Raw genomic sequence first — 17,613 nt, 5'->3', positions numbered from 1 at the left:
CTTTTGGAGTAGGGGGCAATCGGTTTGCTCAAGGAGATTGCGTCAGATAGCTTTCGATTGCTGCCCGGCTGCCCTTCTGCCAAATCTGAGGCAACCAAGACGAAAACTCCTGAAGGAAGAGCGATTCATGCCCTATGTCGCCGTAAAGCTTGGTTTTACTTATCCACTCCAGTGGATTTTCTCTGGCGGCAAATGCGGCATGCCTTAAGTCGCTCCACATTGGATCGTTTGGGGCGATCTCGGTTCCATCTTCCCGGATGCCAGCGCACATCCGGGCCCAGAACGCCTCAGCCAAGGCTAGCCCTGTTACAGACGAACCTGTTCGCAGCGCGTCGCGGAGCGAAGGCAGTAAGAAGCCGGGATGGCGGGCGGAGCCATCAAAGGCAACACGGCGCGTTGTGTCGCGAATTGCAGGATTTGCAAATCGGCGTTCGACCAAGCCCAGATATTCAGAAGGGTTCGTTTCCGGCACCGCATCGACGAGGGGTGTGATTTCATTGATTTGGGTTTTTCGGAAAAACTCCAAGATTTTAGAGTCTTGCATACATGCCGAGATCGTGGGGACACTTAAAACTTCGCCGACATTTGCCAGAAGCTGGTGGCCACCGTTCAGAATTCGCAGTTTCATTGCCTCATAAGCATGAACATTGTTCGTAATAGTGACGCCTACGTCCTCCAGCGGCGGTCGTCCGGCACAAAAATTGTCCTCGATAACCCACTGGCGGAAATTCTCATGAGACACAGGTGCCAGATCGGCGATACCTAAATCTCGGCTTTGGGATATGACCTGATCGGTGGTTGCCGGAACTATGCAATCCACCATCGAGTTCGGAAAGGCCCCGTTTCGGTCAATCCATTCGGCCAGGTCAGGATCGGACAAACGCGCCAACCCAACGACACAGTCGCGCAAAATAGCACCGTTACCTTGCAGGTTATCGCAGCTCAATGCTGTAAACGGATGCTGCCCGGAAGACCGCCGGTGCCTGAGGGCGGCCACGATGGCCCCAAATACAGTTTTGGGGTATTCGGGATTTTGAGCGTCGTGGCGGATATCTTCGTGCTCGATATCGAAGTCACCCGTATTAGTGTTTTGGTAATAACCGCCCTCCGTTACGGTAAGCGACACGATACGGATGGCCGGGTTGGACATCTGCCGGATCAACGGCGCGTTACCGCACTCGATTGGAAGATAGTCAACCATTGGGCCGATGATTTCGGCAGATGTGCCCGAAGGGGCAAGCTCGGTCAGTGTCGTAAGACAGTCTTGCTCGATCAGCCTTTCCCGCATCTCGGCGTCGTAGGGGCGCACACCTGCTCCGATGATCGCCCAGTCGTATGCCATACCCTGCTGCATGAGCCGGTGAATGTACCAGGCTTGATGAGCCCGGTGGAAATTGCCGAGACCGATGTGAACGATCCCTGGCTTCAGATCCTGGCGTCGGTACTTGGGAACTTTGATATCGGCAGGAAGATCTGCCAGGTGGTTGAGTTTCAGATTTATCGGTGAATTAGCGTTCGCCAGAGGTACCATCAGCTCATCCAATTTCCGCCATCCACGTTATACGTTTGTGCAACGATGTAATTGGCCTCCTCAGATGCGAGGAAAACTGCCATGCCCGTAAGGTCTTTGGCACAGCCCATGCGCCCATAGGGCACCGCTGCTGCGACTTCGCGCTTTTTCTGGCCCGGTACTTTGCCTTCATGTTTTGCAAAGAAGGCATCAACACCGTCCCAATGTTCGCCATCTACAACGCCCGGGGCGATGGCATTCACATTGATCCCGTGTGAAATCAGGTTCAGGCCGGCCGACTGCGTTAGCGAGATGACTGCCGCCTTGCTGGCGCAATAGATGGCAACCAATGGTTCGCCGCGTCGTCCGGCCTGCGAGGCCATATTGATGATCCGGCCCCGGACGCCGTGCTTGATCATGTGCTGCGCTACGGCTTGCAGAGTGAACAGCGTGCCTGCGACGTTAACCTCAAAAACCCGGTTATAGTCGGCGCGTTCGATTTCGGTGATCGGTGCGGCCGAAAAGATCGCCGCATTGTTTATCAGGATGTCTATTGGCCCAAAATGTGCTTCCGTGCGTGCGATGGCGTCCTTGATGCTTGGTTGTTCAGTGACGTTCATCTCGACGGCCAGCGCGTCCTCACCGATTTCAACAGCCGCATCCTGCGCTTGCACGATGTCGATATCCGCAAGGGCTACCCGAGCGCCCTCTGCGACATAAGCTTTGGCGAAGGCCAGTCCGATTCCCCGCGCTGCGCCCGTGATGAGCGCAGTTTTACCGGCAAGTCGTTTCATTCGATCCGCATCCCTTGGGCGTCAAATCGGTGGATCACATCTGTACGCGGCGTTAAGTGGATGCGGTCCCCGTGCCGAAAACCAACCTCTCCGTCCGCACGTACCGTTATGGTTTCGGCCAGGCCTGTTTCATGGATGTGGAAGAAAGTGTCCGATCCGAGATGTTCGGAAACCCCTACGACACCGGACCATGTGCCTTCGCTTTCGGATACAGCGATGTGTTCAGGTCGAACACCTATCGTATGTGCGTTATGTTTTGCGGCCTCTTCACCTTCGATGAAGTTCATCTTCGGCGAACCGATAAACCCGGCTACGAACAGGTTTCGCGGCGTACGGTACAATTCCAGCGGGCTTCCAACCTGTTCAATGACTCCAGCCTGAAGCACGACAATCTTGTCGGCCATGGTCATGGCTTCAACCTGATCGTGGGTCACATAGATCATTGTTGTCTCTAGGCGTTCGTGCAGTTCGCTGATCTCGAGCCGCATGCCGACGCGTAGGGCTGCGTCGAGGTTGGACAGAGGTTCGTCGAACAAGAACGCCGCCGGTTCGCGGACAATCGCGCGCCCGATAGCAACACGTTGGCGTTGACCGCCCGACAGTTGTCCGGGGCGGCGATCAAGATAATCGGCCAGGTTCAGAACCTGCGCGGCCCCTTCCACACGCCGGTCAATTTCGGCTTGATCCAGCTTGGCCATGCGCAACGGGAACGCGATGTTTTTGCGCACCGTCATATGCGGGTACAAAGCATATGACTGAAACACCATCGCCAATCCTCTTTTCGCGGGTGGCACGTCTGTTGCATCTGCCCCGTCGATCTCGATGGAACCGGAGGTGATATCCTCCAACCCCGCGATCAACCGCAGCAGCGTGGATTTACCGCAACCCGAGGGACCGACGAAGACGGTGAACTCGCCATCTTCTATAGTCAGGTCCAGCGGGGGGATGACCTGTACGTCGCCGAAGCTTTTGGTCACAGACTTGAGTTGAATGCGTCCCATGAGGAGTGCTCCTTATTTCACAGCGCCGAAGGTGAGGCCGCGGACAAGTTGTTTCTGGCTGAACCAGCCAAGGATCAGGATAGGTGCGATCGCCATAGTCGAGGCCGCGCTGAGCTTGGCAAAGAACAGGCCTTCAGGGCTGGAATAGCTGGCGATGAAGGCAGTCAGCGGGGCCGCGTCGACGGCGGTTAGATTGAGGGTCCAGAACGCCTCGTTCCAGGCCAGGATAAAGTTCAGCAGAACGGTCGAGGCGATGCCGGGCACGGCCATAGGCGTCAGGATGTAGAGGATTTCCTCTTTTAGCGTTGCCCCGTCCATTCGCGCGGCTTCCAGGATTTCACCAGGAATTTCGCGGAAGTAGGTGTAGAGCATCCAGACGATGATCGGCAGGTTGATCAGCATCAGCACCACAACCAGCCCTCCGCGCGTGTCCAGCAGACCCAAACGGATGAACAGCAGGTAGATCGGATAAAGTACGCCGACCGCAGGCAGCATCTTAGTGGACAGCATCCACAGCAGGATGTCTTTGGTGCGTTTTGAAGGCACGAAGGCCATCGCCCATGCTGCTGGTACTGCAATGATCACGCCCAGGATAGTCGACCCGCCCGCGATGATGACCGAATTCCAAAGGAACCGCATATAATCCGAGCGTTCCTGTACAATGGCGTAGTTTTCCAGCGTCCAATCGAAGTTAAGGAACAGCGGCGGGCTTGCTATCGCCTGAGCCTCGGTCTTGAAGCTGGTCAGGATGGTCCAGAGGATCGGAAAGAAGATCAGCAGGCCGACTGCCCAGGCGAGGGCGGTGTTGAGCGATTTGCGTTGTGTCGTGACGGTGCGGGCCATGGTTTTCGTCTCCTCACGCGTCCAGGTTTTTGCCGACGATGCGCATCAGGAAGATCGCAACGATGTTGGCAAGGATGATTGCGTAGACACCTCCGGCTGATCCAAGGCCGACGTTCTGGCTTTCCAAGACACGCTGGAAGATCAGGTAGGTGAGTGTGCGGGTGCCGAATGCGCCGCCAGTGGTCACAAAAATCTCGGCGAAGATCGACAGCAGAAAGATTGTTTGGATAAGGATCACGATTGTGATCGCGCGACCCAGATGTGGCAGAATAATATAGTAGAACCGTTTCAACGGCGGCGCGCCGTCCATCTCGGCCGCTTCCAGCTGCTCGCTATCCAGCGACTGAAACGCTGTCAGCAGGATCAGCGTCGCAAAAGGCAGCCACTGCCACGAGACGATCATGACAATTGAGGTCATCGAGGCCTCGGACAGCCATGAAATCGGCTCTGCTCCGAAGAACCGCCACAGATGAGCCAGAAGCCCGTTCACAGGGTCCATGAACATGTTCTTCCAGACCAGAGCAGAGACTGTCGGCATGACAAAGAACGGGGCGATCACGAGGATGCGAACAACGCCCTGTCCCCACATTGGCTGATCCAGCAGCATCGCCAGCAGGATGCCGAGAATAACAGTGATCACCAGCACTCCGCCAACGATCACAAGAGTTGCCTGAACCGCGGGCCAGAACGAGCTGGACGATACGAACCGGACGTAGTTGTCGAACCCGACCCAGCCCAGATCACCGCCACGCAGCGGCAGGTATTTCTTGAAGGAGAAGTACAGCGTCATCGTGAGCGGTACGAGCATCCAGCCAAGTAGAAGGACCACAGCGGGTGCCATCATCAGGCGTGCTACGGATCGGGATTGTTGAGTTGCCATGACGCAAGACCTCTCTGTTCAGGCGCATACCAGCCTGCGAGAAAAACGCGAGTTGTGGAAGTAGGGAGCGGGGGACAGAAACCTGCCCACCCGCCGGGGAGTGTGCCTCAGTAGCCTGCGGCTTCCATTTCTTCAGTAGTGAAGGCCTGCGCTTTTTCCAGCGCTTCTTCAACTGATTGTTGTCCGGCATAGACTGCCGAAAACTCTTGGCTAACTTGCGTGGCGATGCCCGCAAATTCCGGGATAGCAGCGAACTGGATGCCGACATAGGGTACCGGCTTGACCGTCGGGTTGTTCGGGTCTGCCGACAGGATCGAGTCCAGTGTCATCTTGGCAAACGGAACCTTCTGATACTCAGGGTTCTCATAAAGCGAGGTGCGCGCTCCCGGAGGGACGTTAGCCCATCCTTCGGTTTCGGCGACCAGTTCGATGTAGTCTTTGGATGTAGCCCATTCGATGAACTGCTTGGCAGCATCTTCCTGCTGAGTACCCGCCGGCACAGCCAGCGCCCAGGCCCAGAGCCAGTTGGATCGCTTGCCCAGACCTGTATCCGGCGCCAGCGCAAATCCAACCTGATCTGCCACAGTCGAGTCCGTCGGATTGGTTACGAAGGATGCCGCAACCGTCGCGTCGATCCACATACCGCACTTGCCCTGTTGGAACAGCGACAGGTTTTCATTGAATCCGTTGGTGGCGTAACCGGCAGGGCCGGATTCATTCATCATTTCGACGTAGAAGTTCAGCGTGTCTGCCCATTCCGGTTGGTCGAACTGAGGTTTCCACTCTTCATCGAACCAACGCGCGCCAAAGGAGTTGGACATTGCAGTAATGAACGCGCCGCCTTCGCCCCAACCGGCCTTGCCACGCAGGCAGATACCGTTGATGTCGGCGTCACGATCGGTCATGGCTGCTGCCGCTTCTTTGATGAACTCCCATGAAGGAGCATCAGGCATCTCAAGGCCCGCCTTTTCCATCAGATCCTTGCGGTACATGATCATCGAGCTTTCGCCGTAGAAAGGCGCCGCATAAAGCGTACCCTCGTGGCTCAGACCGCCCGCCATAGCGGGCAGGATGTCACTAACGTCATACTCGTCGGACAGGCCATCGAGAGGGACCAGCCATCCATTCGCACCCCAGATTGGGGTCTCGTACATGCCGATCGTCATGATGTCGAACTGACCGCCCTTGGTGGTGATGTCGGTCGTCACGCGCTGACGCAGCACGTTTTCTTCGAGCGTCACCCATTCTACGTCGATGCCGGTCGCTTCGGTAAATTTATCAGAATAGCCCTGCATCCGGATCATGTCGCCGTTGTTCACGGTGGCGATGGTGATGGATTGTGCATGGGCTGCTGCCGTTGCGACGAATGTTAGTGCAGTCGCCGCACGAAGTGTGTTCTTCAGATACATCCCTGTCCTCCCTGAGCTTGGATGTCGTACAGAGAGAGTAGTGCGAAAATTGTCGCGACGTCAATAAAAACTTTACGCGCGTTAAATTTTAGGTCACGCAGAATCCCTCAAAACGAGCCGCGCGGGAAACAGAGTTTCTGTTCGCTCATTAATTTGTCCCCCACTTTCAATGAGTTCAAAGAGAGTTTCTACACTTCGGCCCGCAACGTTATCATAGTCGTGTGCAGCCGTTGTCAAAGATGGGCACGTGAACTTAGAGAACGGATGATCGTCGTTGGATGCGACACGCAACGAGCAATCTTCCTTCCGTCCGACCCGAATCCCCTGTTTGTAACACGCAGCCAGGAAGCCGATTGCAAGGCGGTCATTGCTGCATAAAACAGAATCCGTTCTCAGTATTCCTTCTTCCAGTACCTTCGTTGCGCCTTGACAGCCGATCTCCTCGAAGGCCCAGCCTTCACCGTCAACCTTGATGACATGGGGTTCGAACCCCAGACGTTCCATCACGTCGATATAGGCTTTGCGGCGTTTATTGGCGTTTGGGTTGGCAGGTGTGCGCATCTCAAAAAACGATGGTGGCTCGCCGGTTCGCATCATGTATTCGACGGTCTGAGAAACAAAGCTGAAGTTGTCAGAGCCGATAAAGGCGGCCCCTAATCCTTCGAGGTTGCTGTCAAACAAAACAGTCGGAACATTCTCGCAGAATTTTTCGATTTGAGCCCGATCTGATGGTCGCCCCAGGGGGGCCAGCAGCACGCCAGCGGGCTTCATTGACCTGAGACTTTCCAAGATCTCATTTTCCAGTTTGGGCTCGCCGTGTGAACTGAACAGAGTTGGACGATAACCAGCAGCGATACAGCTTTGTTCCAGATACCTGGCAATTTCGGCAAAGAACGGATCGGCAAGGTAGGGCACAACGATCCCGATATTCTTGGTCAGCTTCCTGTTTTGGTTTACCGCATAAATGTTAGGTCGGTAGTCAAACCGCTCTAGCGCTTCTTCGATGCGAGCGCGTGTTGTGGCGCGAACACTATCCGGGTCCTGAAAGTACTTGGAGACCGTCGGGCGGGAGATGCCGCTGACAGCAGCGAACTCCTCCATATTTTTAATTTTTGTCATTCTCTCTAACCTTCGGGCAAGCGTCGTCACGATCTTACGCTTCTTTACATATTCTTTGCGCGCGGTAAAAATCAATAGCTGGACCCTTGTCGCTTTGATCTCGCAAGACTACAGATTTGATATGTATGTGGGGATCGATATCGGCACGTCGGCGGTCAAAGTCGTCTGCTCGGACGGGATGAAAATCCAAGCCGCAGCCTCTGTTGAACTAACAACAACCTCACTCAAACCGGGTTGGTCAGAGCAACACCCCGACATTTGGTGGCACGCAACTTGCGTGGCAATGCGTCAGCTGGGTGAAAGGGCTAATCTTTCGGACGTCAAGGCCATCGGCCTTTCCGGCCAGATGCATGGCGCTGTCCTGATCGACCGGGAGCAGCGTCCCATCAGACCGGCAATTCTCTGGAACGACAGCCGGGCCGCGCACGAGTGCGATCAACTGCGTGGCGCGATACCCGAGATCGGCCAAATAGCAGGCGTACCCCCACTTCCAGGCTTTACCGCACCGAAGATTATGTGGCTGAAGCGTCACGAGCCGGAAAGCTATCGACACATTGCCCACATCTTGCTGCCGAAAGATTACGTCGGCCTGCGTCTTCACGGAGAAGCAGCGACTGACACTTCTGATTCTGCTGGGACCTTGTGGTTGGATCAAGCCTCGCGAAATTGGAATGCCGAGATTGCAGAGGCCTCTGGCGTTTCCCTGAACTGGCTGCCGCCGGTGTTCGTTGGTCATGAGGTCGTCGGGAGGGTAACCGCCCAAGCCTCGGAGGAAACGGGATTGAAGATCGGTGTGCCGGTTGTCGCGGGGGGTGGGGATGCTGCGACCGGCGCAGTGTCTCTTGGCGTGACTGAGCCGGGGCGAGGGTTCGTATCTCTTGGCACTTCAGGTCAGCTTTTTGTCGCGGACCGCACTTACCGGCCCAATCCGGATCGCTACGTGCATGCGTTTGCGCACACGCTGCCTGACCGGTGGTACCAAATGGCAGCGATGCTGAATGGCGCCAGGCCCATTTCGTGGATTGGTGGGCAATTTGAAATGTCCGCCGCCGAGGTGGTTGCCTTGGCGGAAACAGTCGGCAGTGATCGTGTTCCAATATTCCTCCCCTATCTAACGGGAGAGCGCAGCCCTCATGGTGACCCGCACATTCGAGCGTGTTTCTTTGGCCTTGAGGATTCGACCACTCGGGCGGAAATCTGTCGCTCCGTAGTGGAAGCTGTCGCATTCTGCTTTGCCGACGCAGCCGATAGTTTTGGCGACACCCTTGCCCTGCAGTCCGAGCTGGCCGCGATTGGCGGCGGGAGCCGATCGGACCTGTTGCTTCGCCTGATTGCAACTGTGACATCCAAGGCCATCGTTCGTAGCGATGGGGCAGACTCGGGCCCGGCGTTGGGGGCGGCAAAACTTGCGGCATGCCGGGATGGCGCTTTAAGCATTGGCGATCTGGCGGTGCGGCCTCCTACAGACGATCGATTTGAACCTGAAGATAAGACTGCATTGTTTGATCGACTCCAAAAGTTCCGTTCACTGTACAAGTCGGTCAGTACCATGGGATAGGATTAGCATTCCGCCGAAAATCCGGTGTCAAAGCCGTCAGGTATGATAGGCACCATTTATCAAAAATACCTCGGGAAAAACGCGCGCGCAGTAATGGCGCAAATTTCCACAGCTGCTTGTCGATCAAACGTGTCGGGATGGGCATGGAAGTCTGTCCAGAGACCCTCCAGCAATGACATTAGTGCCATGGCGACTTTCTCGTAATCCTCGGTGGTTTCGCCTGCCTCACATAAGATACGGCAGCATTCCCGAACGTGTTCGTGCAAGGCGGTCCCTCGGGTCTCCACGTAACCGGAGCCGAGTTTTCGAAGCTCTGGTTCGGCGCGAAATGCAAATGTCAGTCTTGCATTTCGCTCGTTCAGCACGTCTTCCGAAAAATCGGTCTCAAACAGCGCTTTCAACTGAGCTGCCGCATCCGCAGGGGAATCTACGTCCTCAGCGGCTTTGTCAGTGAAGCTCTGCCAAGCCGTGTCGTATCGCCGGGAAAGGTGAGTGGCAAGTTCGCGAATCAAGTTGTCTTTGGTTTGGAAATGCAGGTTGATCATTCCTCGCGATAGTCCGGATTCTTCCTGTATGCGGCTGATCGTTGTGCCGCTTACGCCATGCTTCAGGATTACATTGGCCGTAGCTTCCAATAGGACTTCCCGATGTAAGTCCTTGTCGATTTTCCGTTTTTTGACTGCATTCCCGCTGCTTGCCATCCATTGCACCTTTTCGACGTCAAACGTTCTGCTGCCGCTTGGGCGTGTTGCCAGTGTTTACAGCAAATCCCATCGACAATGAACGTTCATTCAACTATATTATAAATGTATGAACGTTCATTCATAGCGAATGCAACCCCCGGACAGAGGCTTGAGATGACTAAACTTGGCAATGACTTCGAAAACTTCAGAATCTGGGACAAGCAAAACTACTTCCACCCGTGGGAAGGGCTGGAAGTGCAGGGCGCTGATAAAGCGGCTCGGACATTTAGCGAATACGCTGAAGGCATCTATGTCTATGACGAGCACGGAAACAAGATGATCGACGGTCCGGGCGGCATGTGGTGCATGCAACTTGGCTATGGCAATGCTGAGATTGCCGACGCCATGGCAGATCAGGCCCGTAAAATGGCTTATTGTTCACCGTTCTCCGAGGCGACTTCGGTCAGTGCAGCCCTTGCGCATGCGATTGCCGAACGAGCACCGGGCGACTTAAACCGTGTTTATTTCACAACCGGCGGCTCGACGGCCGTCGATACTGCAATCCGCTTCGTTCATTTTCGTAACAACTTGCTGGGAAAACCTACCAAAAAAAGGATCATTACCCGCGCGCATGCCTACCACGGCGGCACGTATCTGGCAGCATCGTTGAGCGGTAAGCCAGGCGAGCGCCAATGGTTGGACACGGATCAATCCACTCCGTATTTTCTGCCCGACGTAAACCCCTTCCACCGGCCTTCAGGTCAAAGCATCAAAGCCTTTCTCGAAGAGAAGGTAGCGGATCTGGAGAATGCCATTTTGGAATTGGGGCCGGATAATGTCGCCGCATTCATAGCCGAGCCTGTGCTGGGATCAGGCGGAGTAATTGTGCCGCCAGAAGGCTACCATAAGCGCTGTCTTGAAACCTGCCGCAAGTATGATGTGCTTTATATATCGGATGAGGTGGTCACCGGCTTTGGACGTCTGGGTCATTGGTTTGCATCGGAAGAGGTGTTCGGCATCGTGCCCGACATCATTACATGCGCCAAAGGTTTGACTTCGGGTTATGCGCCAATGGGCGCTGCGGTTTTCTCTGATCGGTTGTTCCATGACATTGAGGGCGAAATTTCCAAGGACGTCTATTTCACCAGCGGTTACACGTATTCGGGCCATCCGGTTTGCGCTGCGGCTGGCCTAAAGAACATCGAAATATTCGAACGGGATGGCATTCTGGAGAATACGCGAAAAAATATCCCTCACTTTCAGAAGCGGCTGCATCAGCTGCGGGATATTCCGCTTATAGCGGACGTTCGCGGCATAGGGCTTGTGGGTTGTATCGAATGTTCGATTACAAGCGTCGGGGAGGCGAACCCGAAGGTCGACGCCACAATCGGCGCGCAGATCGACGCCCGTTGCCAGGAACTGGGCCTCATGGTCCGTCCTTATGGCAACATGGCGATTTTTTCGCCGCCACTGGTGATCAATGAGAAGCAGATTGATGACTTGTTCGATCTGCTGACTGAAGGCGTGAACCGAGCAACTCAGGACTTGTTGGGGCAAGGGTTTGAACTGGAAGACGAAAGGTACTGAGTTGCCTGCCGACATTCATCCCGGTGAAGGCGACAGTTTAGCCAGCAAAGCAGGAATTTCGGATCGGGATTGAAATTTCCCTCCGACCCGGTTCTTGCGCTTTTAATAGCGTGAGTTCAGCAAGCGCAGGAAACGGGTCGCTTCACTCTCACTTTGTTCACAAGCTGAATGGCATGCAATTAGTGAAAGGCATGACCATGGAACTTAAAGGTAAAACGATAATCGTCACCGGCGCGAGCAGTGGAATTGGCGCAGCAGCAGCGCTGTTGTTTGCGGCAGAAGGCGCTAATCTGGTTCTGGGAGCACGTCGCGAAACCGAATTGTTCAACCTCGTTGGGCAAATCACGCAAAGCAACGGAAATGCAGTTTGCGTCGCTGGCGATGTGACAGATAGTGCGTATGCGATGGAGCTTGTTGATTTGGCCGAACAGACTTTTGGTGGTCTTGATGGTGCCTTCAACAATGCTGGCATTGTGGGTGATATGGCGCCAGTTCCGGCCATGGAAGTAGAAAACTGGCAATCTGTTATTGCGACCAACCTCTCAAGTGCGTTCTTCGCAGCCAAGGCTCAACTTCCGGCACTGGAGAAACGTGGCGGCGGGTCGATCGTATTTACAGGGACGTTTGTCGGGTTCAGTAATGGCGGCATGCCCGGCATGGGCGCCTATGCTGCGTCCAAAGCGGGATTGATCGGCTTGGTGCAGTCCTTAGCCTCTGATCACGCGGCGCAGGGCATTCGAATTAGTACTGTTCTGCCGGGTGGTACCAAAACCAGATTGGCAGGTGACGATCCGGCAACGCACGAGTTCATTGCTGGGTTGCATCCTCTGAAGCGCATGGCAGAACCGAAAGAGATTGCGCAAGCAGCGATGTTCTTGTTGTCGGACCGATCAAGCTTTGTAACGGGTTCGCCATTGGCCGTGGATGGAGGCATGGCGACCAGGCTGCTTTAAAAAGGCTTCCTAAGTTACCAGAGCGGCTCCGCGCATTAGGGGCCTCTCTCAAGTTTTCAGACTTGCCGGACTGGTCCGAGCGGTGCATCAGAAAGCTCAGAAAGCTGCGGAGGTATATTGATCTGTTACCAGCCAAGCAGAATGAAAGACCGATTCACAGCGACACTGGACCCTCAAGCCCCAATGAGGTGTTCGCGATGATCAATTTTCTGACCCTGTGGCTTGGCCCACCTAATGGAATATGGGCCAAAGCCTGAGTTTGACTTGGTCTACTGGGACTCAAGCGCCAGTTTGTGCACATGAATCTCATTTATCGGGTGGCTTTCGGCACCGATGACACCGGGACGGGAATGACGGTACAGCGACCGCCAATACGGTTGAATGATTGTTCCGTCATCCCGCATGAACTGCTCGATTTTTTCCATATGACCACGTCGGGTTTCTGCATCGGCGATGGCGGACGCTGCTTCCAGCATCGTGTCGAAATCAGAGCTGGCCAAACCGGTTTCATTCCACGCTACGCCTGATTTATAGGCCAGCGTCAGCACCTGAACACCCAAGGGTCGGTGCCCCCAGTCGGTTGAGCTGAAGGGGTACTTGTTCCAGTCGTTCCAGAAGGTGTTCCCTGGCAGAACCGTGCGTTTGACGTTCAGCCCCGCATCACGCAGCTGGGCTGCCAATGCGTCGGTCGTGTTGCGGCGCCAGTCGTCGTCAATCGAGAATATCTCGTGCTCGTATTCGAGCATGCCGACTTCTTCCAGCAATGCTAGTGCGCCCTCGACATCCTTTTCTGGGGCTCCGATGTCGGCATATTCCGGGTGAATGGGACAAACGTGGTGGTTCTCACCCAGCGTCCCCCGATTGGCGTACCCGAGCTCAAGCAAAACTTCGTTGTCGCAGGCCATTGCCAGTGCACGGCGCACGCGTGCGTCGGCATAGGGCTTCACACCGTCGACCTCGGCGTCTCGATTTGTGCGCAGAACCATCGTGTTCGCCGAGACGGACTCGCTTTGGTTCCAGCCGATGCTTTCATAGATATCGACAAATTCACCGACCGTTTCATAGGTCATGTCGATTTCTTCGGCCTCTGCCGCCGCCAGATGTGCCGCACCGTCAGTTCCGTAATCAATGAACTCGATCCGGTCCAGATAGGCGCCTTCACCCCACCATTCGTGGTCTGTGTTTTTTTCTAGCACGACCTTTTCGCCAACTAGGTATTCAACAAGCTTGTAAGGTCCGGTGCCAACCGGATCGTTCGCGGGATCACCGGACCAGCCATCGGGAACGATGGCGGCGGGGTATTCGGTCACGGCCGGAATAATGGTGATATCTGGTCTCGTGAGCTTCAGTTTCAGCGTCAGATCATCGACAACTTCCAACGCACCCTCTGCCGGACCGTCCCCGGCTTCATTTTGCAAGGACCCCATACGCGCGGCCATGGAGTTGCCTTCCCAACTGCCGTCGCACCAACGCTTGAAATTATACGCGACATCCTTGGCCGTAAGCGTTCCGCGCCCGTCATTCCAGTTCACCCCCGGACGTACACGCAAAAGATATTCGGTCGCGTCATCGTTAACTTCCCAGCTTTCCAGAAGTCGCGGTTCGAACGTACCGTCAGCGTTGTATTGTACGAGATACTCCAGAAATCCCCGCACCACGTTACCAAGTTGTGGCCAGTTATATAGTGGCGGATCAAGCTGGGCGCGCACGACTTGCTGGATTCGAATTGTCCCTCCGGGCTGGATATTCGCGGCGGCTTGCGCCGGTTGCGCCAAGCCAATCATCGAATAAGCGGCCGAAGCAGATATGCCGAGCGCTGTGGCGCGGGTCAGGAACTCGCGCCGACTGAGGGTGCCACTTGCCACTTCTTCAGCATGCATATGTACCGCGGGGTGAATGATATCTTTGCGACTGTAGTTCATCAACTTCGGCTCCAATAATTCTCTCGCAAGGCTGCTTACGCGGCCCTTGCCGCAATTTTTGGTACAAATCTGATCCATTTTGCAGTAGTCGAGTGTTTATGGATGACATTAACAGGGTTAATACCAACCTCAGTCGCAACCTGGTGGCGCTTTATGCGTTTGAGTTGGTCGCTCACCACGGAAATTTCACGAGTGCCGGGGAAGCCCTGGGTCTGACACAATCCTCGGTCTCTCAAAGGATCAAGGGCTTGGAGATCGATCTTGGGGTTGTTCTGTTCAAGCGAGAGCATCGCGGCGTCTCTCTGACAAATGAGGGTCTCAGGCTTTTGAACGTGGTCCGGCCGGCAATGACGCAGATGGGCTACGCTGTCGGCAGTTTGATGGAACGCAAGTCAAAACCCCGGGTCCGGATATCAGCCGATTTCGCATTTTCAACCTTTTGGTTGCTGCCGCGTCTGACTTATCTGCGCGAAGAAATCGGCGACGAGATTGAAATTCAGATTCTGGCGTCCACCGTTCCACCGAGCTTTGATGACGAAGACTGTGATATCAAGATTCACGTTGCTCACAAAAGTCGGATGAACCGAGGCGACATATTGCTGTTGGAAGAGACTGTTGCTGCTGTTTGCAGTCCACAGCTATTAGAAAAAATAACGCCAATGCGGTCTTCCGCCGATCTTTTGGACGTTCAGCTTCTTAGTCTTTCAAAGCCTGCGGCAGCCGAGTGGCAAACTTGGCAAGGTTGGTTTGATAGCCTGGGAATTACGGGTGAAAGAAAGAAGAACTACATCAGTTTCAATAACTACGACATGATCACTCAAGCTGCTGTGGCCGGCGATGGCGTCGCCTTGGGCTGGATCGGGCTTATTGATGACCTGATACAAAAGGGAAGGCTGGTGACTGTTACGGATGACGTGGTTGTCAGCAACGCCGGATACATCATGTCAAGGGACCAAACCAATTTGGGCAGCGGTCCTCGTCAGGTATTTGAATGGATAGCCGATCAGGTTTTTGCGGCGCCTTCCGGCTAGCAATCATAGCCGTCTCAAGAGAAGGGTTTGACGTTGGGGACGATGCAGCACTGTTGGGAGGCTTCGAAAACCTGCTGGAAAAACGGCAAAAGACTGCATTTTGCGTAAGTCTTCGAAAAGGCATCAGGAATTGCGCCGACCAGAAAGAAGACCAAAATTGGTACACGGTGAAACTACTTAACGCTTTCGTCTGAAATCGCTTCAGCACCGGGGTTTGCATTGATTTCGCTTAACATCTTCAGAACTTCGACCTTCCACCCTGCCTTTATCTTAAGGGCTAATTGTGAAGGTGGCCGATGGACGGGCACGAGGATCGCATATTCGTATCTCAGCGGCTCCTTGAAGGGCACGAAGACCACTCGGCCATTGGAAAGGTTCAGCTCCGCTTCGGTAGCAACAGTTAACGGATCTACGATGGTGCAACATTGTCCAGAACTGACAAACGGGATCAGCGGTAGAAAATACTGACACGTGACGGTTGGATTGTAATTGGCTGACGCTTTTTGGAATTCCTGCCTGATCTTTCGCTGGAAAGGGTGAGTGGCATACAAACCGCCCATCGGAATGCCGTCCAGATCAGAAATCGTGACACTCTTTTCCGCAGCCAGTCGGTGGTCACGGTCCACGGCGCAAAAACAATCTCCTCTGACAATCTCGGCTGAAAATTGAGGCTGTCTACCGGTCGCATGTTCGAAATCAGCAAATCCAAAGTCGATGTTCTGAGTACCTGCCAGCTCCATGATCTGCGGTGAACTGCGTGTAGAAAGCGTAATCCGGATATCCGGGTTTTCGCCAACTGACTCGCTGATAAAGCGAGGGAACAGAAAGGCAGATGGGCCAGGCATTGTGGCGATATTCAAACTACCCAAGTGACCTTTGAGCAAACCGTCCATCGTATTGGAAATCGTTGAAATCCGGTCCAATATTCCTGTTGCTTCGGCAAGCAGGTATTGGGCTTCGGGCACCGGTACCAGTCGCCGCCCTCGACGCTCGAACAGAGTCAGGCCCAAGCTTTTTTCAAGGTTCTTAATCGCCAGGCTGATCGCTGGTTGCGTGCGATTCAACTTTTTTGCGGTCTGAGAGATGGAGCCGGTTTCCATCACCTCACGAAAAACGGTGAGCTGCGAAAGGTTCATTTTCTCTATATAAGGTAAACTTTAGTTTTGTGAAATATAACAAATTTGTTTTTATGAAAATTGCCTCTACGCTTGGGAGATCGAAATTCGGGCAAACCGAATCCAACGATTCCTAACTGGGAGATGACAATGAAACTCGTGAAATACCTTACTGGAATTGCCTTGGCCGGCGCGCTTGCGGCGCCTGCTCTGGCGCAGGACCCGACATTCTTTCGCATCGGCACAGGTGGCGCAGGCGGAACCTATTTCCCCATCGGCGGGACTATCGCTAACGGCATCTCGGCGCCTCCGGGATCGCGCCCCTGTGAAGAAGGCGGTCAGTGCGGCGTACCGGGTTTGATTGCAATTGCGCAATCAACCACCGCCTCAGTATTCAACAACGCAGCCGTTCAAAACGGCGAGTTGGAAGCTGGTCTTGCTGCAGCTGACGTTACCCGTTCTATGTATCTGGGGGAGGGGAAGTTCGACGGAAAACCTCATCCTAAGCTGCGTATCGTGGCAAATCTGTTCCCCGAAGACCTACACTTGGTGTTGCCCGCCGGATCAACGATCAACGATCTGAGCGACTTGGAAGGCAAGCGCGTTGGTATTGCGCAAGCAGGTTCGGGCACACAGGTTGCGGTTCTGCAAATGCTGGACGCCTGGGGCGTAAACCGTGACAACATGGATGAGGCGGAGCTGAACAACAGCCAAAGCGCTGAGCGCTTGGCGGATGGTCAGTTGGATGCGTATTTCTATGCGGCTGGTTGGCCGGTCGCCGCGATGGTTCAGTTGTCCTCGACCAAGGGCATGAACCTGCATTCCTTCTCGGACGATGACCTCGCCAAGATCAACGAGATCATTCCGGCATACATCCCCTCGGCCATTCCGGGCGGCGTTTATGAAGGCATTGATGCCGAGACCAAAACCCCTGCGGTCAGCGCTATGCTGGTGGTATCGTCGGATCTGTCGGATGATCTGGTCTATGAACTGACCAAAGCCTTGTGGAACGATAATACCCGCAAATTGCTGGATAACGGTCATGCCAAAGGTAAACAAATAACTTCGGATACTGCACTTGACGGTGTCGAAGCCCTCGGCGTTCCGCTGCACCCTGGCGCTGAGAAGTTCTACAAAGAAGCTGGTCTTCTTCAGTAGCCTGATCACAGCGCTACCTAAGCACTCGGTGCCCCAAAGGGGCACCGTAT

The 17,613-nt window shown here is 54.6% G+C and carries 15 protein-coding genes and 1 pseudogene; 6 read left to right on the top strand and 10 right to left on the bottom strand.

From position 1 onward, the window contains the following. Positions 1-28 precede the first annotated feature (28 nt). The 7 genes from AC2TCY_RS17315 to AC2TCY_RS17285 all read right to left on the bottom strand — a co-directional run bounded on the left by AC2TCY_RS17315 (position 29) and on the right by AC2TCY_RS17285 (position 7,556). Positions 29-1,531, bottom strand: coding sequence for a mannitol dehydrogenase family protein (locus AC2TCY_RS17315; RefSeq protein ID WP_480849229.1), 1,503 nt, complete (start codon positions 1,529-1,531; stop codon positions 29-31). Next, positions 1,531-2,304 carry an L-iditol 2-dehydrogenase gene (locus AC2TCY_RS17310; protein WP_480849228.1) on the bottom strand — a complete coding sequence of 258 codons (774 nt, stop codon included), beginning with the start codon at positions 2,302-2,304 and terminating at the stop codon, positions 1,531-1,533. Before AC2TCY_RS17310 ends, AC2TCY_RS17315 begins: the two co-directional genes overlap by 1 nt. Then, entirely contained in the window at positions 2,301-3,305 is a 1,005-nt protein-coding gene (locus AC2TCY_RS17305) for an ABC transporter ATP-binding protein (RefSeq protein WP_480849226.1), read from the bottom strand. Before AC2TCY_RS17305 ends, AC2TCY_RS17310 begins: the two co-directional genes overlap by 4 nt. Positions 3,306-3,317: 12 nt before the next feature. Then, a complete protein-coding gene (locus AC2TCY_RS17300; protein ID WP_480849224.1) occupies positions 3,318-4,148 on the bottom strand; it encodes a carbohydrate ABC transporter permease in 831 nt (276 codons plus the stop codon). Between the two features lie 13 nt (positions 4,149-4,161). Then, complete coding sequence (locus AC2TCY_RS17295; RefSeq protein ID WP_480849222.1) at positions 4,162-5,028, bottom strand: carbohydrate ABC transporter permease; 867 nt, start codon at positions 5,026-5,028, stop codon at positions 4,162-4,164. A gap of 107 nt (positions 5,029-5,135) precedes the next feature. Then, complete coding sequence (locus AC2TCY_RS17290; RefSeq protein WP_480849220.1) at positions 5,136-6,437, bottom strand: ABC transporter substrate-binding protein; 1,302 nt, start codon at positions 6,435-6,437, stop codon at positions 5,136-5,138. 93 nt (positions 6,438-6,530) lie between these two features. Then, positions 6,531-7,556, bottom strand: a complete 1,026-nt coding sequence (locus AC2TCY_RS17285; protein ID WP_480849218.1) for a LacI family DNA-binding transcriptional regulator — start codon at positions 7,554-7,556, stop codon at positions 6,531-6,533. 121 nt (positions 7,557-7,677) lie between these two features. Between AC2TCY_RS17285 and xylB the strand changes: the two genes are divergently transcribed. Next, positions 7,678-9,114, top strand: coding sequence for a xylulokinase (xylB, locus tag AC2TCY_RS17280; protein ID WP_480849216.1), 1,437 nt, complete (start codon positions 7,678-7,680; stop codon positions 9,112-9,114). 59 nt (positions 9,115-9,173) lie between these two features. Here xylB and AC2TCY_RS17275 read toward each other — a convergent pair whose 3' ends face one another. Further along, positions 9,174-9,815, bottom strand: a complete 642-nt coding sequence (locus AC2TCY_RS17275; protein WP_480849215.1) for a TetR/AcrR family transcriptional regulator — start codon at positions 9,813-9,815, stop codon at positions 9,174-9,176. A gap of 156 nt (positions 9,816-9,971) precedes the next feature. On the opposite strand from AC2TCY_RS17275, the gene AC2TCY_RS17270 reads away from it, so the two are divergent. Together AC2TCY_RS17270 and AC2TCY_RS17265 are read left to right on the top strand one after the other, a co-directional pair. Then, positions 9,972-11,384, top strand: coding sequence for an aminotransferase (locus AC2TCY_RS17270; protein WP_480849213.1), 1,413 nt, complete (start codon positions 9,972-9,974; stop codon positions 11,382-11,384). A 197-nt stretch (positions 11,385-11,581) separates the two neighbouring features. After that, positions 11,582-12,337: an SDR family oxidoreductase gene (locus AC2TCY_RS17265; RefSeq protein WP_480849325.1), complete on the top strand. Its 756-nt coding sequence runs from the start codon at positions 11,582-11,584 to the stop codon at positions 12,335-12,337. Positions 12,338-12,606: 269 nt separating this feature from the next. On the opposite strand, the gene AC2TCY_RS17260 is transcribed toward AC2TCY_RS17265, so the two are convergent. Next, complete coding sequence (locus AC2TCY_RS17260; protein WP_480849212.1) at positions 12,607-14,259, bottom strand: ABC transporter substrate-binding protein; 1,653 nt, start codon at positions 14,257-14,259, stop codon at positions 12,607-12,609. 98 nt (positions 14,260-14,357) lie between these two features. On the opposite strand from AC2TCY_RS17260, the pseudogene AC2TCY_RS17255 reads away from it, so the two are divergent. Both AC2TCY_RS17255 and AC2TCY_RS17250 read left to right on the top strand, forming a co-directional pair. Beyond that, positions 14,358-14,564 (top strand): annotated as a pseudogene (locus AC2TCY_RS17255) (helix-turn-helix domain-containing protein); the annotation flags it as partial. Between the two features lie 42 nt (positions 14,565-14,606). Continuing rightward, complete coding sequence (locus AC2TCY_RS17250) at positions 14,607-15,290, top strand: LysR substrate-binding domain-containing protein (RefSeq protein ID WP_480849324.1); 684 nt, start codon at positions 14,607-14,609, stop codon at positions 15,288-15,290. A 173-nt stretch (positions 15,291-15,463) separates the two neighbouring features. On the opposite strand, the gene AC2TCY_RS17245 is transcribed toward AC2TCY_RS17250, so the two are convergent. Then, positions 15,464-16,426, bottom strand: a complete 963-nt coding sequence (locus tag AC2TCY_RS17245) for a LysR family transcriptional regulator (protein WP_480849210.1) — start codon at positions 16,424-16,426, stop codon at positions 15,464-15,466. A gap of 129 nt (positions 16,427-16,555) precedes the next feature. Between AC2TCY_RS17245 and AC2TCY_RS17240 the strand changes: the two genes are divergently transcribed. Next, positions 16,556-17,563 carry a TAXI family TRAP transporter solute-binding subunit gene (locus tag AC2TCY_RS17240; protein ID WP_480849208.1) on the top strand — a complete coding sequence of 336 codons (1,008 nt, stop codon included), beginning with the start codon at positions 16,556-16,558 and terminating at the stop codon, positions 17,561-17,563. Positions 17,564-17,613 lie beyond the last annotated feature (50 nt).

The sequence above is a fragment of the Ruegeria sp. HKCCD7181 genome, assembly GCF_057221055.1.
Note: the sequence above shows the minus strand (reverse complement) of the source record. Positions and strands in the feature narration are given on the sequence as shown.